We start from the raw sequence: 23,515 nt of genomic DNA, 5'->3' as shown, positions 1-23,515 counted from the left end.
TTAACCGACATGGCTTCGGACAGACAAAATTTGCAAGATGCGTTTCTCAATCACGTGCGCAAGACCAAAGTGCCCGTGACAATTTTTTTGATCAATGGTGTTAAACTTCAGGGCGTTATCACGTGGTTTGACAATTTCTGCGTGTTGCTGCGCCGCGATGGTCAGAGCCAGCTTGTGTATAAACACGCGATCTCGACGATCATGCCGAGCCAGCCGATTTCGCTCTATGAGGGCGAAGACGCCTCTTGAGTGATACCGCGCCGCAGCTGACCCGCGCGTGGGTCCTGCATCCTGATATCAAATCCGACCCGGATCGGCGCGAGGCCCGCTTTGCGCTGGCCGAAGCGGTGTCTTTGGCACACGCCTTGCCCGAGCTTGAAGTGGTCGGGCAAGAGGTCGTGCCGCTGCGCAGTGCGAAAGCGGGATTGCTGTTCGGGGACGGCAAGATCGACGAGCTGAAAGAGCGGCTGCACGATGCGGAGGTGGAACTGGTCCTGATCGACGGTCCCGTGACGCCGGTGCAGCAGCGCAACCTGGAACGCAAGTGGAAGGTCAAGCTGCTCGACCGTACGGGCCTGATCCTCGAGATATTTTCGGACCGCGCCGCCACCCGCGAGGGTGTGTTGCAGGTCGAAATGGCCGCGCTCAGCTACCAACGCACCCGTCTGGTGCGCGCCTGGACCCACCTGGAACGGCAACGCGGTGGGCTGGGGTTTGTGGGCGGCCCGGGTGAGACGCAGATCGAGGCGGACCGGCGTGCCATCGACACCCAACTGGTGCGCCTGCGCCGCCAACTCGACAAGGTGGTCAAGACGCGCAGCCTGCACCGCGCGGCACGGGCCAAGGTGCCGTACCCGATCGTGGCGCTTGTGGGCTATACCAACGCGGGCAAATCCACGCTGTTCAACCGGCTCACGGGGGCGGAGGTGATGGCCAAGGACATGCTCTTTGCCACTCTTGACCCGACCATGCGACGGGTGGAACTGCCCGACGGGCCAGAGGTGATCCTGTCCGACACGGTGGGCTTTATTTCGGACCTGCCCACGGAATTGGTCGCGTCCTTCCGCGCCACGCTCGAAGAGGTGCTGGCGGCGGACGTGATCCTGCATGTGCGCGACATCTCGCACCCCGAGACGGAGGCGCAGGCCGAGGACGTGCGCACCATCCTGACCGATCTGGGCGTAGATGCAGAGCGCGCCGCGTTCGAGGTCTGGAACAAGGTGGACCTGCTGCCCGCCGAAGAGGCCGACGCCGTGCGCGCCCGTGCCGAACGGGATGACGGCGTGCTTGCGCTGTCTGCGATCACGGGCGAGGGGCTGGACGATCTGCTCGCCACCGTGGCGGAGACGTTGCAGGGCGCGGTGACCGAGGAGACTTTGGTGCTGCCCTTTTCCGATGGGCGCAAGCGCGCGTGGCTCTTTGAGCAGGACGTGGTGCTGGCCGAGCGGCAGGGCGAGGACGGTTTCGAATTCGACATCCGCTGGACTGCCATTCAGAAGGCCCGGTTCGACGGTCTCTGACCGGCGCGCTACGTGCCGGAGGGCCGACCGGTTTCACCAGGTCGGCAGCGGCAGCATATCGGGCGCGGCCTTGCGCAGATGCGCTTCGCAGGCCGCTCTGAGCCGCGCGATGCCATCCGATTCTTCGACCCGCGCGCGCAGCTCGGCGGCCCGCTGCCACAACGTCCAGCCAAGCGTACTCTGACCGTGTGGGTGTTCGCCGTCGAATTCCGGGTGGCAGATCACGTCGTGCATCAACGCAACCTCTTCCAGAACCTTGGTCATCTCGGTTACTTCGAGGGCGTTGACCACCTCGACCCATGACGCCACTTGCCTTGCGTCCCATTCGCCCATTTCGAACTGGTAATACAGCCCGTGGTCATCGCAGCTGAACAGCATTTCCAGCGGCACGACACAGTTGACCATCTTGTCTTCGAGCGACGTCTTGCGAAGCGTTCCGGTCTGCGCCATTTCCACCGCGTCGGGGAATGTCACATCCCCCTGCAGCAGACCGTCTGCCCGCAGGGTGTCCACGTGTTTGCGGGTGCGTATGCCCCGGACCCCTCCAGCCAGGCGGAACATGCGATACCGGCGGTACAGCCAGACACCGAGGAAGATCAAGCCAGCCGCAAGGCTCATCGCCAGCAGCGCGGCAAATGCCGGACCAAGGGCACCGCTGTCGTTCAGCGTTTCCCAGATGGCCTTGAATGATTGAAATCCGCTTTTCATGCGCATGGTTTCCACGGGGAAACGGTCGATAGTATGACGATTTCAGGCAATTACGGTGCCTGTGCGCGTGTTACACGCCTGATCCGCCAAGTGCCGGACCATACCTCAGGAACCTTGGGGCTAGGCTGGGCGCCACGTGCCGGGCGCAAGGTCGCCCAGATGCCAGTCACCGATCTGCACGCGGATCAGGCGCAGCGTGGGAAAGCCCACATGGGCCGTCATGCGGCGCACCTGCCGGTTGCGGCCCTCGGTGATCGTGATCTCAAGCCAGCTGTCGGGCACCGTTTTGCGCACACGGATGGGCGGGTCGCGGGGCCAGAGGTCGGGGGCGGCGATGCGGCGCGCCTTGGCGGGACGGGTCGGGCCGTCCTTGAGGGTGAGGCCTCCGCGCAACTTCGCCAGTGCCGCGTCGTCGATGGTGCCCTCGACCTGCACGAGGTAGGTCTTGGCCGCCTTGAACTTCGGATGCGCGATGCGGGCCTGCAGCGCGCCGTCGGAGGTCAGCACCATCAGCCCCTCGCTGTCGCGGTCGAGCCGTCCGGCGGGGTACACGCCCGGCAGATCAATAAAAGCGGACAGGGTGGGGCGGGGCGAGCCTTCGGTGCCTTTGTCGGTGAATTGCGACAGCACGCCAAAGGGTTTGTTGAACAGGATCGTTGGCATGATCTATCCCGGCAGGATCGTGATCGGCGTGCCATTGGGCACCAGCGACCAGATCTCGCGCATCTCGGCATTGGTCACGGCGATACAGCCGTTGGTCCAGTCCCACGACCGGTGCAGCGCGCCGACCCAGCCCCAGCCGTTCAGGATCCCGTGGATCATGATGTTGCCGCCGGGGTCTTCGCCGCGCGCCTCTGCGGCGCTGCGGTCCGCGGCATTTGGATAGGAGATGTGCAGGCTCAGATGCGCGATGGACCGGCCGTTGCGCCAATCGATGAGGTATGTGCCTTCGGGCGTGCGTTCGTCGCCTTCGCGCGTCTTGTGCCCTGCAGGTGCGCCACCCAGCGAGATGGGGTATTCCGCCAGCATTTGCGTGCCGCGCATCAGCTGCATGCGACGCGCGGCCTTGTCCACAATCACTGCGTCGGCCTGATCCTGTGCCGCGGCCATGGGCGGTGGCGTGCCATGGGCCATGTGCCGTGCCAATTGGCTGTAGGCGACAAGCCCAAGGGCAAGACCCAGGAGCACGATCAGCGCCCGTTTCATCGCTGGCCCAGCGGTTCCAGCCGCGTCACGCCAACCGCGCCCGCCCGTGCGAGCCCTTCGTCCAGCGACATCGGGATATACTCACCGCGCCGCCACAGCTGCGCCATGTCGTCATAGTGGCGCGACAGGAAATGCCCGGATTGCCCGGTGGACAGGATGAACACCGAACTGTTGGGATCGGCAAAGTCATAGACCCCGCGATAGCCTGCGCCGTGCACATTTTCGAACGGATTTGGCCCCGTGCCGCGGCTCAGCCCCCGCAGCAGTGTGTTGTCGCCACCGGGTGTTGATTGGCGGATGTTCACGAAATAGCGCAGGAGCGGGACGTCGCCCAGCACCTGATGGTCATGCGTCGCCTGATGCGCATCGCCCCACCGCAGCCCTTCAAGCTGGGTGCCATAGGTCTCACCAATCTCCAGCAGGGCGTCGTCGAGGGCGAGCCGCGCCATATCCGGGCAGGTCTCTACGGGCGCAGACTGGCGCACGTCGCACCACACGCTGGCCCCGTCCACATCGCGGAACACCCGTTCGATGAACAGGGGCTCCACATGGGTGAGCGTGTTGGCCATCGGCCCCAGCTCATCCCGCACCAGCCGATCCTGCAGCGCGCGCAGCCACGCGGCATAGATCAGCGGTTCGGGCCAGTGTTCATTCATCGCCCCGTTCCATTCCGCCAGCAGCGTGAGCGCCCGCTGGCGCTGGCGTTCGGGCGTGCCGGCGGGGGCGGCCTCCCCGGTGAACCACAACTCCGCCCCGATCAGCGGCAGCAGCGACCGGGCGGTGAACGATACGATATCCAGCTGCGCTTCGATAAAGCTGTCGCGCGTGTGCACTTCGCGCGCCTGCATCAGGCGCCGCCACCGCTGGACGCGTTGCGTATCGCCCCAGGAATGGCTGACATGGTTGGGAAAGGGGCGGTCGACCATCTTGTTGTTGGTGTTGCCGAGGATGCCGCCCACGGGGGACACGAAGCCGGGGTTCGAGCTGTAGGCCATGCGGCCCTGCCACCGGTTTTCGGCGCGCCAGCCAAGGCTGGGCAAGCGCCCCTCGCTCTGGTGATTGGCGTCACGCATCGGCACTGCGCCGATGGTCTTCATCGCGATGGTGGCGCGGTCCACAAGGGTCAGGTTCTGCGCGGGCGCAATATAGCTTTCGCTGGCGGTGATGGCTTCGGCCACGGTCTGGGCAGTCATCACGCCCATGGCAGCACTCAGGGACGTGTCACGCGGGCTGAGCACGGTCCAGCTCAGGGCGGCCACGTGTCCGGGCGGCGTGATCGCGCCCAGATTGCGGAAACTGCCGGGCAGGACAGGGCCGTTATCGGTCCAGCGCAGGGTCAGCGTGACGGGCTTTTCATCCGCAATCTCGATGATGGAGGGGCGTGCTTCGAACTCTTTCCAGCCGTCGGGGGTGCGGTATTGTGTCGGGTCGTCGGGGTTCAACTCCTCGATCATCACATCCTGATCGTCCACATAGGCCGAGGTCAGACCCCAGCCCAGCACGTTCGACCGACCCGTCAGCACGACAGGCATGCCGGGGATCGTGGCCCCGATGATGCCGCCCGATTGCAACTCTAGCCGCGCCAGATACCACACCGAGGGCGCGGTAAACCCGAGGTGCGGGTCATTGGCCAACAGCGTGCCCCCCGAGGCCGACCGCGTGGCCGCCGCAGCCCAGGCGTTGGATGCGCCCGCCAGACCCCGGCGCGGGAATGGCGACAGGGGGTGCTGCGTTGCATCCTGCGCGGCAAAGCGGCGGTCGGTTCCGGGTACAAGGGTCGCGTATTCCGGCAGGCTGGCCACACCCGGTCCGGGCACATCCGGCAACAGGTCCGCCAGACGCTCCGGATTGTCGAGCGCCAGCGACAGGCGCGCGCGCAGCACTTCCTCTTCCATATGTCCCGAAAGCTGCAGCCCCATCAGCTTGGCCACCGCGATGCTGTCAGCGGGCCGCCACGGCGCAAGCGGTGCATTGAACAGGAACATCTCTGGCGCGCCGCGGCCAAGCGCTTCGGTGTTGATCTGGTCAAGCCGCGCGTTCACACCGGCGGCATAGGCGGTCAACGCCGCGCGCGTGCGGTCGTCCTGCGCCTCCACCGACTGAACGGCAAGGCGGTAGAGGTCCAAGCGGCGCAGAAAGCTGTCGATCTCCACTGTCGTGGTGCCGAACACTTCGGACAGGCGGCCTTGGGCGGTGCGCCGCATCATCATCATCTGCCACAGCCGGTCCTGCGCATGGGCAAAGCCAAGCGCCTGGAACACGTCGGCATCGGTCTGGCCAAAGATGTGGGGCACGTTTGCATTGTCGCGCACGATCTCCACCGGGGCGGTGATCGCGGGCACACGCACCACGGCGTCGTAATCGGGCAGGGACCGTGAGGCGAGGTAATAGATCATGGCCACGCCCAGCACCACGAGGACCACCACCCCTGCGGTCAACCGGACCAACCATTGAAACACCACTGCCATTGCCGCTGCTGCCCCCTTTTGATTGCCGATGCGTCGTTGACCCTTGGGCCCCGACTGTTAGGTAGGGTCGCAGCAAAGCGCAAGGCACGAGGGAGATGGGATATGGCGAAACTGGCGTTTCTGGGGCTTGGCGTGATGGGCGCGCCCATGGCGGGCCATCTGCAAAAGGCAGGCCACGATGTCACTGTCTACAACCGCACCGTCTCAAAGGCGCAGGATTGGGTGAACGCTCATGGCGGGTCCATGGCAAACACGCCGCGCGCCGCCGCCGAGGGCGCGGATTTCGTGATGGCCTGTGTCGGCAATGACGACGACTTGCGGGGCGTGTGCCTTGGGGATGACGGTGCCTTTGCGGGTATGGGGCCCGGCACGGTGTTCGTGGATCACACCACGGTGTCGGCATCGGTCACGGTTGAACTTTATGCCGCCGCCGATGCCGCGCAGATCAGCTTTGTCGACGCGCCGATTTCGGGCGGGCAGGCGGGGGCCGAAAACGCACAGCTGTCCATCATGTGCGGCGGTGACGAAGGCGCCTATGCACGGGCCGAGCCGATCATGGAGGTCTATGCCAAGCTGTGCCGCCGCATCGGGGCGTCGGGTGCGGGCCAGATGACCAAGATGTGCAACCAGATTGCCATCGCCGGTGTCGTGCAGGGCCTGAGCGAGGCGCTGCATTTTGCGGAAAAGGCGGGGCTGGACGGACGGTCCGTGGTCGAGGTGATCAGCCAGGGCGCCGCAGGCAGCTGGCAGATGTCGAACCGGTACGAAACGATGCTCGACGACCATTTTGACCACGGGTTCGCCGTGGACTGGATGCGCAAGGACCTGGGCATCTGCCTCGAGACGGCGGATGAGAATGGCGCCAGCCTGCCGCTGACGGCGCTGGTCGATCAATTCTACAAGGACGTGCAAAAGCTGGGCGGGGGCCGCTGGGATACATCGAGCCTGATCAAGCGGCTGCGCGCCATGGGATAAACCCACATCGGTTCAGGAATTGGTAAGGCCCCTCTGAGAACATGCGCGCGCAGTCTCGGAAGGACCCTGCCATGCCTGAAACGCTTTCCAATATGCGTGAAACACCGGCGTTTCGACCGGAACACCTGTTTTTCTCCCGCACGGATTCGGCTGGCCGGATCCAATCCGCAAACAGCGTGTTTCAGAACGTGTCAGGCTATGACTGGGGTGAGATCATCGGCGCGCCGCATAAACTGGTGCGCAATCCGGCGATGCCGCGGGCGGTGTTCAAGCTGCTCTGGACGCGGATGTCCGCGGGCGATCCGGTGGGGCTTTACGTGGTCAACCGCACCAAGTCGGGCGAAGCCTATACCGTTTTTGCGGTCTCCATGCCGTTTGAGGACGGGTATGTGTCCGTCCGGCTCAAACCCATGTCGGAGCAGGTCGCCGTGATGAAGGCGCTCTATGGCGCGCTGGCCGTACGCGAGCGCGATGAAGGGTTGGACCCCGAAGACAGCGTTGGCCTGCTTTTGTCCGAGGTCGCGGAGATGGGCGCGCCCAGTTACGAGGCGTTCATGGCCGACGCGCTGGAGCGTGAGCTGCTTGCGCGGTGTGCGACCCTGAACCGCCCCAAGCCGCGGGTCGTTTTGGCGCTTTCGGGGATTGAAGAGGCGGTCAAGACCATCGCCAATGCCGGGCGCAACCTTGATGCGCTGTTGGCGCAGACCAATCAGATACCGGACAACATGCGGCTTCAGGCGATGCGCCTCGAAGGGCGCGACGGTCCCATCGGTGTGATTTCCGCGAATTACCAGACGATGACGGAAACATTCACGCAATCGCTCAAGGATTTCTTGCAGGCCGCCGAGAATGCCATCGCACCGGTGAGCGAGGCAAAGTTTCTCGCCGCGACGTCCGAACTGGTCGGTGAGTTGTTGCTGCATTTGCAGAATGAAACAGGCATGCGGCCCGAGAAAAAGGCCAACGATCTGTCCGCGCTGGAACGGATGGTCCAGCTTTATGAAGAGAAAACGGTGCAGGCGGTCAAGGATGTCGCGCGCCGTGCGGAATATTTTGAACGTGTCAGCAAGGACATGCGCCGCATGGTCTTCGGCCTCGAAATGACACGCACGATGTGCAACATCGAACGCTCCAAATCAGAGAGCGATACCGACGCGCTTGATGGTGTGGTGGAACGTCTGCAACAGGCGGAGGCGCAATTGAGCCGGTTGATGGAAGATGTCGAAGGAGCGGTGCATGACATCATCGACCGAGCGGGCGGATTGCTGCGCAGTCGTGAGGCGCGCCATAAATTCCGGCAGGCGCGCAAGGCCTCTGCCGCAGCCTAGATGCGCGCCTGATGTGAAGACGGTGGTCGTGCTCGCGTGCACTGAGGCAGAGTGGGCACAGCCACTATGTTCCTGTGCAAAATGGCGGTGTATTTCATGACACCGCACACCCCCCCAATCTGCAAGATAACGAGGCGCGCCAAATCGGTTTGGCATGGTGACCGATCACGGCCACCATGCCAGGCCCTATCAGGGGATGATGCGCGTGTATTTTGTGCCTTCGAGCGTTGCGCCAATGCGCAAGCCGGCTTGTGCAAACACGGCCGCAAGCACCGGGGACAGTACGGTCGTCGTGTCCGCGGCAACGCTTTCACCCTTGTCAGACACCACGTATTCAAGGTCTGCGCCCGCGGCCCAACCGGGCGAGCGGCGGAAATCGACCAATGCATCCTCGGTCATGAAAAACAGCACATGCGCGAACTGCTGTGCCCCGATCTGCAGACCGCCCGATCCCTTGACCAGCGAATAGTAATCCACCGTCACGTCGTTCACCCGCAACGCACCGCGCCCGAACGCGCCGCCAAAGCCGAACCCGGCCTCTGTCACCAGCGGCATGACCAGCATGCCGTTCGCTTTTTGCGCCAATGATACGGTGTTGGGATAGCTCCGGTACATCTCTTGCAGCGTCGCATCGACGCGCGCGTCGATCAGTGTGCCGCCCCGGCTGCCAACCCCATTGCCGCAGGCGGCCGTGACCCCCACGCTCGCCAACGCGCCAACTGCAAAGCTGCGCCGCGACATTTGAACTGTCTTCATGGTAAAAACCGCCTGTGTTTTTGCTCGTGTTCTGCGCGGTTTGTCCACGCTTGTGCGCAACTATACGCCGATCGGCCTGCGCTGTCACGTGCTACGGCACGGTATGGGCAAAGCGGCGCTTATGTCGTGTGGCGGGTAGGTTGGGTAGCGGACACCCTTCCTCAGCGGCCACGCTCCGGTGCACGTTCATCGACTGTGGGGCCGCTGAAACGGCAGTACTTGAAAAGTCGGACGCACAGTGTTCCCGGCGGTGCGCGATCCCCCGTCACAGAGCGTCCGATGCAGCGGGCGGCGTACGGTCACCGCTGCGCTGGTGAATATGCGTGCGGTAATCTCGAACCGCCGCAACAGCGACCGCCCGTATGCCGCGTCACCCGCGCGCCAAGAGCCGGGCGGCAGCGGGGGCGAAATAGGTCAGGATGCCATCGCAGCCTGCGCGTTTGAACGCCATCAGGCTTTCCATCATCACCCGGTCATGGTCGATCCAGCCCTGCGCAGCCGCAGCCTGCACCATCGCGTATTCGCCCGACACCTGATAGGCAAAGGTCGGCGCGCCAAAGGCGTCCTTTACCCGGCGGCAAATGTCGAGATAGGGCAGGCCGGGCTTGACCATCACCATATCCGCACCCTCGCGCAGGTCCCGTTCGATCAGCCGCAGCGCTTCATCCGAGTTGGCCGGGTCCATCTGATAGGTCTTCTTGTCGCCGGTCAGCGCACCGGACGCGCCCACCGCGTCCCGGAACGGGCCATAGAAGGCCGAGGCGTATTTCGCGGCATAGCTCAGGATCATCACGTTCTGATGTCCGCCACTTTCGAGCGCGCCCCGGATCGCGCCGATCCGCCCGTCCATCATGTCCGACGGCCCGATGATGTCCGCGCCCGCCTCCGCCTGGCTCAGCGCCATTTTCACCAGCGCCTCGATCGTGCGGTCATTCACGATTTCGCCGTCTTCAACAAAGCCGTCGTGGCCGTTGATGTTGTAGGTATCAAGCGCCACATCCGTCATGATCGCCATGTCCGGCACGGCGGTCTTGATCGCCCGGATTGCGCGGTTGGCGTGGTTTTCGGGGTCCCATGCGCCCGAGCAATCCTCTGTCCGCTCTTCGATCCCGGTATAGGGAAAAAGGCAAATGGCGCGGATGCCAAGGTCATGCGCCTCGCGCGCGGCCTCGACGATCCTGTCAACGGACCGGCGCGACACACCGGGCATGGATGGCACAGGTTCCTCGATCCCCTCACCGGCGCGCACAAATACGGGCCAGATGAAATCCTCGACGCTCAGGGCGTTTTCACGCACCAAACCGCGCACAGCCTCCGACGAACGGGTGCGGCGCAAACGGGTGGCAGGATAGGGGGCTTGGGTCGGGCGCATCGTGTCTGTCCAGTTTGATTGACAGTTTATGCGTGCCATGTCTGCCCGCCATATTCAAGATCACCCGGCGTCGCGACCTGTTGTGCGATCACCGCGCTTGCGCAGGTTTTGATCCCGACGCATCTAGGCACCGGCGGCGACCCGCGTTAAGAGAGGCGTCAATCAGAACGCGAGGTCCGGCAAGCGGACCGCCCGAGGACAGAAGTTGGACTGGCACGCCACAATTTTCGAACTGATCGACATGCGCTCGTTCTCGAACCTGTGGTTCTGGATCGCGCTGGCCGTCATGTGGTCCACGGCCAGTCACTGGATCCTGGGCGTGCCGTTCGATCTGGTGTCGCGGGCGCGGCGGCACGGCGGGCAGGCGGCCGAGGATCTTGAGGCGCTGGTGCGGATCAACACCAATCGGTTGCTCTATATCGGGACGGTGTCGGGGCTGTGGCTGCTGGGGTTTGTGTGCTTTGTGATCACCGGCCTTGCGCTGCTTGGGTTCATTTACCGGGTCGAATTCGCGCAGGCGCTGTTTCTCCTGGGCTTTCCCATGACCATCGTCGGTGCGCTGAACCTGTCGACGGCACGCCTTATTCAGGACCGCGAGGCCGAGGGGGAGGATCTGTGGCGGTATCTGTCGCGCCACCGCACCATCGTGCAGGCGATCGGCATGGTGTCGATCTTTGTTACGGCGCTGTGGGGCATGTACCAAAATATGGCCGTGGGCCCGTTCGGCGGTTGACAGGGGCCGGGTTTGCGCCAATTCAGGCACTCTGCCAAGGCCACGATCCCACATGACCAACACCCATATCACCGTATCCGGCGCGCCCGAAGGTTATGACGCCAAGCTGATCCTTGACGAAGTGTCGGCGCGTGGCCCCGTTGTGCACGTGGCGCGCGATGACAAGCGGCTGGCGGCGATGCAGGCGGCGTTGCGGTTCTTTGCGCCGGACATGCCGGTGCTGGTGTTTCCGGGCTGGGATTGTCTGCCCTATGACCGGGTGTCGCCCAACGCCGATATCTCGGCGCAGCGGATGGCGACGCTGGCCGCACTCACCCACGGGATGCCGGAACGGTTTGTGCTGCTCACGACGCTCAACGCCGCGACACAGCGGGTGCCCGCGCGTGATCTGATGCGCGAGGCGGCGTTTACCGCCCGCGTGGGGCACCGCGTGGATGAGGCGGCGCTGCGCGCGTTTCTGGTGCGCATGGGGTTCGTGCAAAGCCCGACGGTGACAGAGCCGGGCGATTATGCCGTGCGCGGCGGGATCATCGATATTTACCCGCCCGGCGATCTTGGTCCTGTGCGGCTGGATCTGTTTGGCGATGTGCTGGACGGCGCGCGCCGCTTTGACGCCGCGACACAGCGGACGACGGAAAAGCTGGAACTGGTGGAACTGGCGCCGGTCTCTGAGGTCATCTTGGATGACGCCGCCATCACCCGGTTCCGCCAGAACTACCGGCTCGAATTTGGTGCCGCTGGCACAGACGATCCGCTTTATGAAGCGGTGAGTGCGGGGCGCAAGCATCAGGGGGCGGAACATTGGCTGTCGCTCTTTCATGACCGGCTTGAGACGCTGTTTGACTATCTCCCCGGCGCGACGCTGAGCCTGGATGATCAGACGACGGCCATGCGTCTGGCGCGGTGGGACACGGTGGCGGATCAATACGAGACGCGGCGGCTGGCGATGGAGAACCGGTCCAAACTCGATTCTGTCTATAAACCGCCCGCACCCGAGGGGTTGTACCTCACCGATGATGCGTGGGTGGCGGCGGTGGCGGACCACCGCGTGCTGCAATTCAGCCAGCTGCCACAAGCCACGGGCCCCGGTGTCACGGATGCGGGTGGCCGGATCGGGCGCGATTTCGCGCCCGAACGTCAGCAGGAAACCATCAGCCTTTTCGGGGCCTTGGCGTCCCATGTTAAAGCGCGGATGCAGGATGGGCCGGTGGTCATCGCGAGCTATTCCGAGGGTGCGCGAGAGCGTTTGACCGGCCTCATTGAAGACGAAGGACTGGCCGAGGCGATCCCGATCACGGACGCCACACGGATCGGCAAACGCGGTCTGCATCTGGTGGTCTGGGCGTTGGAGCACGGGTTTACCGGTCCACGCGACACGGGCGGCGAGAAAAGCACTTTGACCGTGATCTCAGAGCAGGACGTGCTGGGCGACCGGCTCATCCGGCAGCCCAAGAAGAAGCGGCGCGCGGAAAACTTCCTGACCGAAACGCAATCTCTGTCGCCGGGTGATCTGGTCGTGCACGTGGATCACGGCATTGGCCGCTATCAGGGGATGGAGGTCGTGACCGCCGCCGGGGCGGCGCATGAATGCTTGCTGCTGGAATATGCCGAGCGGTCGAAACTGTACCTGCCGGTCGAAAATATCGAATTGCTCAGCCGTTACGGCCACGAAGAGGGGCTGCTGGATAAGCTGGGCGGCGGCGCGTGGCAGGCGAAAAAAGCGCGGCTCAAGGAGCGCATCCGCGAGATGGCGGACCGGCTCATCCGCATCGCCGCCGAACGCGCGCTGCGCAAGGCGCCGATCCTCGACCCGCCCCCTGGCATGTGGGACGCATTTTCGGCGCGCTTTCCGTATCAGGAAACCGATGATCAGTTGAACGCGATTGCCGCCGTGATGGACGACCTGACCAGCGGGCAGCCGATGGACCGGCTGGTCTGTGGCGATGTCGGCTTTGGCAAGACCGAAGTGGCGATGCGCGCGGCCTTTGTCGCGGCCATGTCGGGCGTACAGGTGGCCGTGATCGCACCCACAACCCTGTTGGCGCGCCAGCATTACAAGAGCTTTGCGGAACGCTTTCGCGGCTTTCCGATCGAGGTGCGGCAACTGAGCCGCTTTGTCTCCACCAAGGAGGCCAATGACACGCGCGAGGCGATGTCGCGCGGCACCGCGGACATCGTGGTGGGCACGCACGCATTGCTGGCCAAGGGCACGCGGTTCCAGAACCTCGGCCTGTTGGTCATTGATGAGGAACAGAAATTTGGTGTCGGGCACAAGGAACGGCTCAAGCAGATGCGGTCAGATGTGCATGTGCTGACCCTGACTGCGACACCGATTCCGCGCACATTGCAACTGTCGCTGACGGGCGTGCGGGACTTGTCGATCATCGGCACGCCGCCCGTCGACCGGTTGGCCATCCGCACCTATGTCAGCGAATTTGACGCGGTCACCATCCGCGAGGCGCTCTTGCGCGAACATTATCGCGGAGGGCAGTCGTTCTATGTCGTGCCGCGCATCAGCGATCTGGCGGAGATCGAGGAATTCCTGAAGGATCAGCTGCCGGAACTGTCCTATGTGGTGGCGCATGGCCAGATGGCGGCCGGAGAACTCGATGACCGTATGAACGCTTTCTACGATGGCAAGTTCGACGTTTTGCTGGCCACGACGATTGTGGAATCGGGGCTGGATATCCCCACGGCCAACACGATGGTCATTCACCGGGCGGACATGTTTGGCCTCGCGCAACTGTACCAGATCCGCGGGCGCGTGGGCCGGTCCAAGACGCGGGCCTATGCGTATCTGACGACGAAACCGCGCACCAAGCTGACCGATACCGCGGAAAAGCGCCTGCGCGTGCTGGGCAGCCTCGACACGCTGGGGGCAGGCTTCACGCTGGCCAGCCAGGACCTCGATATCCGGGGCGCGGGCAACCTGCTGGGCGAGGAACAGTCAGGCCAGATGCGCGACGTGGGCTTTGAACTCTACCAGTCGATGCTGGAAGAGGCGATTGCCAAGATCCGGTCGGGCGAGATGGAGGGACTGACCGAGGATGACGGGCAATGGGCGCCACAGATCAACCTTGGCGTGCCGGTTCTGATCCCCGAGGACTATGTGCCGGATCTTGACGTTCGCCTTGGATTGTACCGCCGTCTCAGTGGGTTGACGAAGAAAGTTGAACTGGAAGGCTTTGCCGCCGAGCTCATCGACCGCTTTGGCAAGCTGCCGCGCGAGGTGAACACCCTGATGCTGGTCGTGCGGATCAAGGCGATGTGCAAGAAGGCGGGCATTGCCAAGCTGGACGGCGGACCCAAGGGCGCGACGATCCAGTTCCACAATGACAAGTTCGCCTCGCCCCAGGGCCTCGTGGAGTTCATCGAAGCGCAACGCGGGCTGGCCAAGGTCAAGGACAACAAGATCGTCGTGCGCCGGGACTGGAAGAACGACGCGGACAAGATCAAGGGCGCCTTTGCCATTGCCCGCGATCTTGCGGAAAAGGTGGTCGCGCAGAAAAAGGCGCGCGCCTAGGCGGCGGCTTCGACCCGGCGCATCCGCTGCATCAGGACCGTGGCGACAAGGCACACGACCAGCACGATCACCACCAGAGGCAACGGTGTGCCGTCAAAGCTGCCGCTGAGGGCGGAGGCGATCACGGCCGCCCCGATCGTTGAGATGGAGCCGATCACGGATGCGGCCATGCCGGCGATGTGGCCCATCGGTTCCATGGCCAGTGCGTTGAGGTTGGCCACGGTCAGCCCGCCCTGAACCATCACGCCGAACTGCCAGATGACATAGCATGCAAAGAGGCCGGGAAGGTCTGCCAGCATGAACAGGATAAAGGCCGTGGAGATCAACAGCTGTGCCATCAGCGCCCATGTCACCAGCCGCCGCATCCCGAACCGTCCCACAAGCGTTGCGTTGAGCAGGCTGGAAATCCCCGACGCCATCGCGATTGCGCCAAACCAGATCGGAAAGCTGTCGGCGCGGTCAAAGGTGACGTCGAAAATCGGTTGCACCATCATCAGAACGGAAAACAGGATGGTCAGCATCAGCGTCTGCACAAAGATCGACAGGCGCACCGTGGGATGCGTCAGCATCTGGCGCACTGCATCACCCATCAGGTGCAGGCGCAGGGGACGGCGCGCAGCGGGGGGCAGCGTTTCGCGGATGCGTAGGCCGAACCACACCATGATCACCATCCCGAACACGAGGAATGCACCAAAGATCGCGCGCCAGCCGAACGCATCGCTGATCACGGCCCCCATCAGCGGCGCCATGCCCGGCACCAGTAGGAACACCATCATGGTAAAGGACAGGATCCGCGCCATCATCCGCCCCTCATAGAGGTCGCGGATCACGGCGGTGGACACGACGCGGGGCCCCGACGCGCCAATCCCCTGCAAGACACGCGCCGCCAGCATCCATTCCAGCGATGTGGCCGCATAGCTCAGAAGTGCACCGAGAGCATAGACCGCAAGGCCCGCATAGACCACCGGCTTGCGCCCCCACGCGTCCGACAAGGGTCCGGCAAAAAACGTGCCAAGTCCCATGCCTGCAAAGAAAAACGTGATGATATAGGCGGCATTGGTCACGTTTCCGCCGCTCAGATCGGCGGCGATTTCCGGCAGGACCGGCATCATCGCATCGGTCGAAAACGCAATGGTGGCAAACATCATCGCCATCAGGGCGATGAATTCCGGCGTACTGACAGTCTGGGTTTGCTTAAGGGGCACGCGTTCGCCTGATTGCCGCGTCGGGTGACGCTGTTGCACGTCATAGTGACGGGCCGTACCGGGAATGGCAACGACCCATGGTTGAAAATTCGACTTTCCTGCGCGGGACCGGCGGCCCGCCGCCTCAGGCGGCGCCTTGCGTCAGTTCCGCGATGACCTTTGCCCACAATTCGGGCGGTTGCGCGCCCGGTACGGCGTGTTGCTGGGCCACGATGAAGGTGGGCACCGAATTGATCCCCATGGACCGGCTGTGGGCATCGCGCGCTGCGATATCCTCGCGGTCCGCATCCGTCCCGAGCAGGCGCAAAACAACGCTCGCGTCCATGTCGATCGTGTCGGCAATGTCAGCCAGCACCTCCGCGTCGCCGATATCGCGCGCATCGACGAAATAGGCTTTGAACAGGGCCGACACGGCGGCCGTCTGCTTGCCCTCGATCCCGGCCCAATGGATCAGGCGGTGCGCATCAAGCGTGTTGGGCGTGCGCTGCATCCCTTCGAAGTCGATCTTGAGCCCGGCTTTTTCGGCGTTCTCCACCACGGGCGCATAGGCGCGCACGGCGCCTTCCTTGCCACCGAACTTGGCCTCCAGATACGCACGCCGGTCCATGCCGCCTGCGGGCATGTCGGGGTTCAACTGGAACGGATGCCACTCGATGACAAAGGGGTGGTTCGGATGCGCCTCGAGCGCGCGGTCCAGATGCGCCTTGCCGATATAGCACCACGGGCAGATGGGATCGGACATGATGTCCAGTTTGATCGCGTCGGTCATGAATGGGGGTTCCTTGATTTGGGCCAGAACTGGTGCAGGCGCCGCCGTACCAGTTTCCCATTTGGGCCCAGCGGGAGGCGGGGCAAGTGAATATAGGCGCGCGGTTGTTTGTACCGGGCGAGACGTTCGGTGGTGTGCGCGATGAGGTCTGCCTCATCTAGTGCACGCGGAGCGGTATAGAACGCGACGATAATGCGCTTGCCCGGCGACAGTTCGACCTCTGCCACACCGCAGGAGGTCACGCCGGGGGTGGTGCCCACCACCATCTCGACCTCCACCGGTGACACGCGAAACCCGCCTGCGTTCATCATGTCGTCGCTGCGCCCGAGATAGGTGATCTCTCCGGCGGCGTTCATCTCTCCGGTGTCGCCGGTCAGAAACCAGTCGCCCTGAAACTTGTCAGCGGTCTCTTGCGGTGCCTCGACATAGCCGAGCATCAGCCCCGGATCGCTGCGGTGCACCGCGATGGTGCCCGGTGTGCCCGTTGGCACGGGCCCCTCATCGCCGACAATCGCGACCTGCCGTCCGGGCTGTGGCCGGCCAAGGGCCATGTCCGAGACGGGGGCGGCGGGGCTCGATGAGATGAAGGTGGAACATTCCGACATGCCATACGCTTCGAAGACGGACGTACGGGTGGCCTTGCGCCACGCGTCGTGAACCGGTTGCGGCATCTTTTCCCCGGCGCTCAGACCGTGGCGCAGCCGGGGCAGAGGCGGCAGCGTGCTGCGGTCCAGCATCTGCCGGAAAACGCCGGGGGCCGCGGCAAAAATCGTCGCCTTGTGTTTCCGGAGCAGAGGCCCCAGGTCCTCTGGCCGGGTGCCCGGCGCAGGCACGAGGGCCGTGGCCCCCACGGTCCACGGGTCCATCAACCCGGTGCCAAGCGTATAGGTCCAGTTGAACGCGCCCGCATGCAGCATCACGTCCTGTTCAGTGAGGCCGTACCAGTGTTCGAACATCATGCCCCGCGCCCAGATCGCCCGGTGTGCATGTGCAACGGCGCGCGGCTGACCTGATGTGCCAGAGGTGTAGACGATGTACCCCAAACGGTTCGGATCACCGTCGTGGAACTTTGTCGGCGCACCGTTGCGCAATGAGCGGAGCGCATAGAGGCCAAGTTCCGGCACACCGGGCGCACTTGCCACGTTCGGATCGCGCAGGATGACGCGTGGGTTCAACTCGGCGATGATGCGCGCCACTTCGGGTTCGGTAAGCGCTGATGATGTGGGCACGGGCACCAGATCAGCGGCGAGCGCACCCAGATATGCAATGGGAAAATCCAGCGTATTGCCCAGACGCATCAAAACGATGTCACCCGCTTTGAACCCCGCCTCGCGCAGACCCGATGCCGTGCCCAACACGGCGGCCCGCAGCGCGGCATAGGTCATCTCTTCATGCGTGTCCGTGCCGATGACGGCGACCGCAATCTTGTCATCCAGCGCTTCGGCCCGCGCAAGAACATGACCGGCGAGGTTGAACGGCGCAGGGCAGGCGGGATGAGGGGCACTGTTGAACAGGCTGAGCATATCGCATCGCTAGACTTCTGCGGCCACCGTTGCAAGCCTGAGGGTGCCCGCCTATACAGGTCGTCATGCAAGGAAAAGACCCCAAATCGCTGATCCAGATTGCGCGCGCCAGCGGGCGGGAAGACACGTCGGAACCGCTGGATCTTGGTGCGCGTGTGCGCGAGTTGCGCAAGGCGCGCGACTGGACGCTGGAACAGGCCGCAGGGCAGGCCGGATTGGCGCGCTCGACCCTGTCCAAGATCGAAAACGGCCAGATGTCGCCCACCTATGAGGCGCTCAAGAAGCTGGCCGTCGGTCTCGAGATTTCGGTGCCGCAGCTCTTCACCCCGCCGGAAAAGGGTCAGATCAACGGGCGCATGGCCGTGACCAAGACCGGCGATGGCAACGCGCAGGCCACGGCGACCTATGAACATGAACTTCTGGCCGAGACGCTGACAAAGAAGACCATGTTGCCCTATCGCGCCCGCGTGCGTGCCCGGTCCATGGAAGAATTCGACGGTTGGGTCCGCCATGACGGCGAAGAGTTTCTGTATGTGCTGACCGGTGTTGTTCGCCTGTTCACCGAATTCTATGAACCGGTGGAGATGCGCCGCGGCGACAGCGCCTATTACGATGCCACGATGGGCCACAACGTCATTTCCGTCAGTGACGAAGATGCCTTGATCCTGTGGGTGACATCGCTGGCCTGAGGTCAGGTGGCCTGTTGTGCGTGCCGGTCCAGAAAGGCGTCAAACGCAGCGCGCGCTTCTTTCAGGGACATGTCATGTGTCGCGGCCAGATAGCTTTCGAACCTGTCCTGATCGGCTTTCAAAAATGGCATGGCGCTTGGCTCAAGATGCGGGAATTCCCCGCGCAAGGCCGAATAACTGCGTGCCCAATCCCGTGTGAGATCGCTCCAGTGCATGCTGTACCCCCGGTTCTTATGACCATTGCCGGACGGACGCGTGTGTCCGGCTCCCCCGACGCCGCGCAACGTATAACAATTCTGTAACAGAGCAACCTTTTATTGGAAAAACCTGCGTAATCCGTACGTTGCAAGGGCTGCGGTGACCAGCTGCACGGCGACGAACGCCGCGATATGGCCGGGGTATATGCCCGCGAACGTGTCCGAGAACCCGCGCGCGAGGGTCACGGCGGGATTGGCAAAGCTGGTGGAGGCGGTGAACCAATACGCGCCGGTGATATAGAGCGCCACGAGCATCGGCACGGCATCGGGCCGTGCCCGCAGCCCGCCAAAGATCACGAACAACAGGCCAAAGGTCGCCACCGCTTCGGACCACCATTGTGCCGCGCCGGTGCGGTGCATCGTTTCGCTCACCTGCAGGATCGGCAGGTCGAACATCGCATGCGTGGCCCACACCCCCAGCACGCCGCCTGCAACCTGTGCTGCCACATAAGCCACGCCAAGCCCGGCGGTGATCTCTCCGCGCAGGCCAAAGGCCAGCGTGACGGCAGGGTTGAAATGCGCGCCCGAAATCGGACCCAGCACCGTGATGATGCAATACAGCATGCAGCCTGTCGCAACCGCATTGGCCAACAGGGCGAGCGCGACGTTCCCGTCTGCAAGGCGCTCCCCCATGATGCCCGAGCCGATGACACTCACCAGAAGAAGGCCCGTTCCAAGGCCCTCTGCAATCAGGTTTCGGATCACGGATCTACTCTTCGTACCACCAGAATTGCGGCATCCAGTCGGGCCCGTCGCCATAGATGGGCAGCGTATCGGGATACTTCATTTCCGCCACATGCGCGATGCGGCCCGCGGTGAATTGCCAGAACGGCACGACATAGCGGCCTGCAATCAGCAACCGGTCGAGCGCGCGGGTCGCCGCGATGCTTTCATCACGCGTGGTGGCGGTCAGCATGGCGGTGATCATGGCGTCAATCGCAGGATCCTTGGCCCCCATGAGGTTCGGCGTGCCATCCTCATCGGCCGCCTTGGACCCCCAGTAGAAGAACTGCTCATTGCCCGGAGACAGGGACATGGCGCGCCGGTGATAGGCCATGTCGAAATCATAGGTGCCGGTGCGCGTGGTGAATTGCGCCCCGTCCACAAGGTCGACGGACACGTCGATCCCCATCTGCTCAAGCGCCTGCATGTAGAGGTCGGCGATCGCACGGTGTTCGGAACTGTTTTGATCCAGCAGGATCGTGAATTCCATCGCGTCGCCGTCGGCATTGCGCAGCTTGCCGTCCTGCGTCGTCCACCCGGCCTCTTCCATCAGACCAAGCGCGCGGCGCAGGCCCCGGCGGTTGCGTACCGATCCGTCGCTGACCGGCAGCGCGTAGCCTTCCATCACCCCCGGCAGCAACGCGCCGTTGAACGGCGCAAGCAGTTCCGCAACAGCGCCCGTGGCCGGACCGGGTTCCATCGCCAGGGGCGAGTTGGAGAAATACGAGGTGATGCGCGGCTGTGCCCCGCCGGTCAGTGTGTCGTTGATATATTCGAAGTTGAACGCGGTGATCAGCGCCTCGCGCACACGCCAGTCGTCAAAGGGGGCCTTGCGGGTGTTCATGACGAACCCGGTTATCCCCGACGGTTTCTGATGCGGGATTTCGGATTTGACGATGTCACCATTGGTCAGGCGCGGGCTGTTGTAGGCGCTGGACCATTTTTCGGCGTTGAACTCGCGGACAGCGGACACTTCGCCGGCCTTGAACGCCTCCAGCACCACATCGCCATCGCCGTAGAAGTCGATGGTGATTTCGTCAAAATTGAACGTGCCCTGGCGAAAGTTCAGGTCAGCGCCCCAGTAATCGGGGTTCCGGGTCAGTGTGACGTCGCGCGCGGCCTCGAAATCGGTGATGACATATGGGCCGGACCCGATGGGCACGTCCGCGATGGTGGCATTCGCGAAATCCTTGCCTTCCCATTGGGCCTTTTGCAGGATCGGCCGCATCCCGGCCAGCAAGGCCAGTTCGCGGTTTTCCGAATTGAAGGTGAACTTGACCGACCGCGGGCCGGTGGCCTCCAGCGTCTCGATCTGAGACCATAGGCTGCGATAGCGCCCGTGCCCTTGGGTGCCGAGTGTTTCATAGGACCAGATCACGTCCTCGACCGTCACCGGGCTGCCATCAGAGAATCGGGCCTCTTCGCGCAGGGTGAATTCGACCCAGGACCGCGCCTCGTCCGTCTCAATCGATTCGGCCAGCAGACCGTAGAGCGCAAATGGCTCACCCCGATTGCGGCCCATCAGGCTTTCATGTGTCAGAAATCGCAGCTGCCAGGGGACGTTGCCTTTCTGGATGTAGGGATTGAGCGAATCAAAACTGCCCGTGTTTGCCAATGTGATCGCACCGCCTTTGGGCGCGTCGGGATTGGCGTGGGGGAGGGACACAAAATCCTGTGGAAGCTGCGGTGCACCATACATAGCTATGCCATGGCCGGGCTCTGCCTGCGCCAATGTGGCGGCAAAAAGACTGACCCCGAGAATCGCGCCGATTCCACTCAGACGGCCGCGTTTGATTTGGAAAAAATCCTGCTCCATTTTGGCAACAATCCCTCATAGCCCTTGTTTTGTTAATCTTAGCGGCCCCCGGACATTTACGCATTATCAAACTTTTAGCTTGGACTCTTCGGGCGGGTTTGCGTATAACAAGGGCACTGCTCGATAGGTTTCTTGCCTGTATGAAACCTGCCTCAATAACTTAACGCCAGCTTCGTGCTGGCGTTTTTTTTTGCCCTTTGTGACGTGGTCGGTGTGACGTGGTCGGTGTGAAGTGGATCCTGTCTTGAATGGCGCTCAGAACGGCGTGACGCAAGAGGTCCGGCAGGGCATATGGCTGCGGCTGCTGGCCGCGTTTCTGATCACGGCCATGTCCGCGGCGGTGCACGAGGCCGCCAAGACCGCCGCGATTGGGCAGATCATGTTCTGGCGGTCGATCGTCGCGCTGGTGCCGATCACGATTTACATGGCGGTGCGGTCCGAATTTCCCGCCGCACTCTGGACGCGGCGACCGGGATTGCATGTCACGCGCGGCCTGTTCGGGGCGTTTTCCATGGCGATGTCGTTTGTTTCGCTGGCCTATCTGCCGGTGGCGAATGCGCAGGCGTTGGCGTTTCTCGCGCCGATCCTCGTGTTGCCGCTGGCAGCGCTCTGGCTGCATGAAACGGTGGGCCTGCGCCTTTATGTGGCGGTCGGTGTCGGGTTCTGCGGCGTTGTGGCACTCTTGTGGGACGCGTTCGAGACGCCGGGGCAGGGTGCGCTGATCGGAGTGCTGGCTGGCCTGGCGTATGCGGTGACGATGGCGGTGGTCCGCGTGCACACCAAACGCATGACCGTGACCGAGCGGCCGTCGACCATCGCGCTCTACTTTGCAATCACATCCGGTCTGGTCGGGCTGATGACACTGCCGTTTGGCTGGGTCGCGGCGACCGGCCCCACATTGGTGTGGCTGCTCGCGGCGGGGCTTCTGGGGGGCTTGGCGCATATCGCTTCGAATGAGGCCGTGTTGCGCAGCCCTGTCAGCACGCTTGCCCCGTTTGATTTCACAAGCCTGCTCTGGGCGCTGCTGTTTGACGTGGTGATCTTTGCGCAACTGCCGGGGGCCATGGGCCTTGTCGGCATGGCGCTTGTCACGCTTGCCGCGATCTATGTGGCGATCCGCCCGATCCGCGCGCCCTAACGCGGCGGCTGCGTCGGGTCCTTGCCATTGGGATAGACGAGGCCTGCGGAAATCACGAGCTTTGCGGCGTCTTCCACGCTCATCTCAAGCGTGATCACGTCCTCCGCCGGGAAGAACAACAAAAAGCCGGAGGTCGGGTTGGGTGTCGTGGGCACAAAGATGCTGAGCAATTCGCCGGTATTCCCGGCCCTGGCCGTGATCTCCCCCTTGGCGGTGGTGGAGATAAAGCCGATGGCCCAGATGCCCTTGCGCGGATATTCGATCAGACAGGCCTGCTCGAACGACCGTTCGGATTGGGCGAATACGGTTTCGGAAATCTGTTTGATGCCGGAGTAGATCGAGCGCACCACCGGCGTGCGCTCCACAAGGCTTTCGGCCCAGCGGATCAGGGACCGCCCGATATACCCCTTTGCGACCCACCCGATGAACACGGTGAAGATCAGGAAAACGATGACGCCGACGCCGCGCACATTCACATGCACCCAGTCGGGGTTGGCGGTCAGCACGCCATTGGCGTCCGGTACGAGCCGCGGATTGCCGAGCCAGTAGTTCACGATGCTGTCGGGTTGCCAGACGGTCGGCACCAGCGGCCAGACAAAGCCGTCGACCCATCCGATCACCGTCCAGATCAGCCAGATGGTCAGGCCCACGGGCGCGATCACCACCAATCCGGTCAGGAATGACGCCCTCAGCCGCGACAGCAGGCCGGGGCGGCGGGGGGTATCAGGATCGAAAGGTGTGTTCATCAAAAGGCCAAGCGGTTGAGCATCTTAGTTAGGTCAGCGCGCGAGTGACTGCAATGGCTT

The 23,515-nt window shown here is 63.3% G+C and carries 21 protein-coding genes; 8 read left to right on the top strand and 13 right to left on the bottom strand.

All coding sequences use genetic code 11. The features are described 5' to 3' along the window. The first annotated feature begins 9 nt into the window (after window positions 1-9). Together hfq and hflX are read left to right on the top strand one after the other, a co-directional pair. On the top strand, window positions 10-249 hold the full coding sequence (gene hfq / locus ACERHN_RS19575) for an RNA chaperone Hfq (protein ID WP_007119530.1): 240 nt from the start codon (window positions 10-12) through the stop codon (window positions 247-249). After that, window positions 246-1,520, top strand: coding sequence for a GTPase HflX (gene hflX, locus ACERHN_RS19570; protein ID WP_415920687.1), 1,275 nt, complete (start codon window positions 246-248; stop codon window positions 1,518-1,520). The genes hfq and hflX overlap by 4 nt, the downstream gene beginning before the upstream one ends. 33 nt (window positions 1,521-1,553) lie before the next feature. On the opposite strand, the gene ACERHN_RS19565 is transcribed toward hflX, so the two are convergent. The 4 genes from ACERHN_RS19565 to ACERHN_RS19550 all read right to left on the bottom strand — a co-directional run bounded on the left by ACERHN_RS19565 (window position 1,554) and on the right by ACERHN_RS19550 (window position 5,902). Next, entirely contained in the window at window positions 1,554-2,228 is a 675-nt protein-coding gene (locus ACERHN_RS19565) for a hypothetical protein (RefSeq protein ID WP_415920686.1), read from the bottom strand. A gap of 120 nt (window positions 2,229-2,348) precedes the next feature. Next, window positions 2,349-2,894 carry a pseudouridine synthase gene (locus tag ACERHN_RS19560; protein WP_415922775.1) on the bottom strand — a complete coding sequence of 182 codons (546 nt, stop codon included), beginning with the start codon at window positions 2,892-2,894 and terminating at the stop codon, window positions 2,349-2,351. Then, window positions 2,895-3,434, bottom strand: a complete 540-nt coding sequence (locus ACERHN_RS19555; protein ID WP_415920685.1) for a L,D-transpeptidase family protein — start codon at window positions 3,432-3,434, stop codon at window positions 2,895-2,897. Then, window positions 3,431-5,902: a penicillin acylase family protein gene (locus ACERHN_RS19550; RefSeq protein WP_415920684.1), complete on the bottom strand. Its 2,472-nt coding sequence runs from the start codon at window positions 5,900-5,902 to the stop codon at window positions 3,431-3,433. Before ACERHN_RS19550 ends, ACERHN_RS19555 begins: the two co-directional genes overlap by 4 nt. Before the next feature lie 102 nt (window positions 5,903-6,004). Here ACERHN_RS19550 and ACERHN_RS19545 point away from each other — a divergent pair, with 102 nt between their 5' ends. Together ACERHN_RS19545 and ACERHN_RS19540 are read left to right on the top strand one after the other, a co-directional pair. Next, entirely contained in the window at window positions 6,005-6,877 is an 873-nt protein-coding gene (locus ACERHN_RS19545; protein ID WP_415920683.1) for an NAD(P)-dependent oxidoreductase, read from the top strand. 71 nt (window positions 6,878-6,948) lie between these two features. Next, window positions 6,949-8,205 carry a hypothetical protein gene (locus ACERHN_RS19540; RefSeq protein ID WP_415920682.1) on the top strand — a complete coding sequence of 419 codons (1,257 nt, stop codon included), beginning with the start codon at window positions 6,949-6,951 and terminating at the stop codon, window positions 8,203-8,205. Between the two features lie 189 nt (window positions 8,206-8,394). Here the strand turns inward: ACERHN_RS19540 and ACERHN_RS19535 are convergent, their stop codons facing one another. Both ACERHN_RS19535 and hemB read right to left on the bottom strand, forming a co-directional pair. Beyond that, the gene (locus ACERHN_RS19535; protein WP_415920681.1) at window positions 8,395-8,961 is read right to left on the bottom strand and encodes a YSC84-related protein; all 567 of its coding nucleotides are present in this window, start codon (window positions 8,959-8,961) and stop codon (window positions 8,395-8,397) included. Window positions 8,962-9,331: 370 nt separating this feature from the next. Continuing rightward, window positions 9,332-10,333, bottom strand: coding sequence for a porphobilinogen synthase (gene hemB / locus ACERHN_RS19530; RefSeq protein ID WP_415920680.1), 1,002 nt, complete (start codon window positions 10,331-10,333; stop codon window positions 9,332-9,334). A gap of 205 nt (window positions 10,334-10,538) precedes the next feature. Between hemB and ACERHN_RS19525 the strand changes: the two genes are divergently transcribed. Both ACERHN_RS19525 and mfd read left to right on the top strand, forming a co-directional pair. Further along, window positions 10,539-11,066, top strand: coding sequence for a component of SufBCD complex (locus tag ACERHN_RS19525; protein WP_415920679.1), 528 nt, complete (start codon window positions 10,539-10,541; stop codon window positions 11,064-11,066). Between the two features lie 52 nt (window positions 11,067-11,118). Continuing rightward, window positions 11,119-14,589 carry a transcription-repair coupling factor gene (gene mfd, locus ACERHN_RS19520; RefSeq protein ID WP_415920678.1) on the top strand — a complete coding sequence of 1,157 codons (3,471 nt, stop codon included), beginning with the start codon at window positions 11,119-11,121 and terminating at the stop codon, window positions 14,587-14,589. On the opposite strand, the gene ACERHN_RS19515 is transcribed toward mfd, so the two are convergent. The 3 genes from ACERHN_RS19515 to ACERHN_RS19505 all read right to left on the bottom strand — a co-directional run bounded on the left by ACERHN_RS19515 (window position 14,586) and on the right by ACERHN_RS19505 (window position 18,086). Beyond that, window positions 14,586-15,794, bottom strand: coding sequence for an MFS transporter (locus tag ACERHN_RS19515; RefSeq protein ID WP_415920677.1), 1,209 nt, complete (start codon window positions 15,792-15,794; stop codon window positions 14,586-14,588). The genes mfd and ACERHN_RS19515 overlap by 4 nt on opposite strands. Window positions 15,795-15,918: 124 nt before the next feature. After that, window positions 15,919-16,563 (bottom strand): DsbA family oxidoreductase, encoded by a 645-nt coding sequence (locus ACERHN_RS19510; protein WP_415920676.1) that lies wholly within the window; start codon window positions 16,561-16,563, stop codon window positions 15,919-15,921. Continuing rightward, the gene (locus tag ACERHN_RS19505; RefSeq protein WP_415920675.1) at window positions 16,560-18,086 is read right to left on the bottom strand and encodes a class I adenylate-forming enzyme family protein; all 1,527 of its coding nucleotides are present in this window, start codon (window positions 18,084-18,086) and stop codon (window positions 16,560-16,562) included. The genes ACERHN_RS19510 and ACERHN_RS19505 overlap by 4 nt, the downstream gene beginning before the upstream one ends. A gap of 65 nt (window positions 18,087-18,151) precedes the next feature. On the opposite strand from ACERHN_RS19505, the gene ACERHN_RS19500 reads away from it, so the two are divergent. Then, a complete protein-coding gene (locus ACERHN_RS19500; protein ID WP_415920674.1) occupies window positions 18,152-18,775 on the top strand; it encodes a helix-turn-helix domain-containing protein in 624 nt (207 codons plus the stop codon). A 2-nt stretch (window positions 18,776-18,777) separates the two neighbouring features. Here the strand turns inward: ACERHN_RS19500 and ACERHN_RS19495 are convergent, their stop codons facing one another. The 3 genes from ACERHN_RS19495 to ACERHN_RS19485 all read right to left on the bottom strand — a co-directional run bounded on the left by ACERHN_RS19495 (window position 18,778) and on the right by ACERHN_RS19485 (window position 21,571). Then, entirely contained in the window at window positions 18,778-18,906 is a 129-nt protein-coding gene (locus tag ACERHN_RS19495) for a hypothetical protein (RefSeq protein ID WP_415920673.1), read from the bottom strand. Window positions 18,907-19,089: 183 nt separating this feature from the next. Next, the gene (locus tag ACERHN_RS19490) at window positions 19,090-19,737 is read right to left on the bottom strand and encodes an aquaporin (protein ID WP_415920672.1); all 648 of its coding nucleotides are present in this window, start codon (window positions 19,735-19,737) and stop codon (window positions 19,090-19,092) included. Between the two features lie 4 nt (window positions 19,738-19,741). Further along, entirely contained in the window at window positions 19,742-21,571 is a 1,830-nt protein-coding gene (locus ACERHN_RS19485; RefSeq protein ID WP_415920671.1) for an extracellular solute-binding protein, read from the bottom strand. A 244-nt stretch (window positions 21,572-21,815) separates the two neighbouring features. Between ACERHN_RS19485 and ACERHN_RS19480 the strand changes: the two genes are divergently transcribed. After that, entirely contained in the window at window positions 21,816-22,709 is an 894-nt protein-coding gene (locus ACERHN_RS19480; RefSeq protein ID WP_415920670.1) for a DMT family transporter, read from the top strand. On the opposite strand, the gene ACERHN_RS19475 is transcribed toward ACERHN_RS19480, so the two are convergent. After that, the gene (locus ACERHN_RS19475; protein ID WP_415920669.1) at window positions 22,706-23,455 is read right to left on the bottom strand and encodes a DUF502 domain-containing protein; all 750 of its coding nucleotides are present in this window, start codon (window positions 23,453-23,455) and stop codon (window positions 22,706-22,708) included. The two genes, ACERHN_RS19480 and ACERHN_RS19475, sit on opposite strands and share 4 nt — an antisense overlap. Window positions 23,456-23,515 lie beyond the last annotated feature (60 nt).

Origin of the sequence: Tateyamaria rhodophyticola, from assembly GCF_047777875.1 — a bacterium.
In the GTDB taxonomy this organism is placed as follows: domain Bacteria; phylum Pseudomonadota; class Alphaproteobacteria; order Rhodobacterales; family Rhodobacteraceae; genus Tateyamaria.
This window is presented reverse-complemented; position numbering and strand designations above follow the sequence as displayed.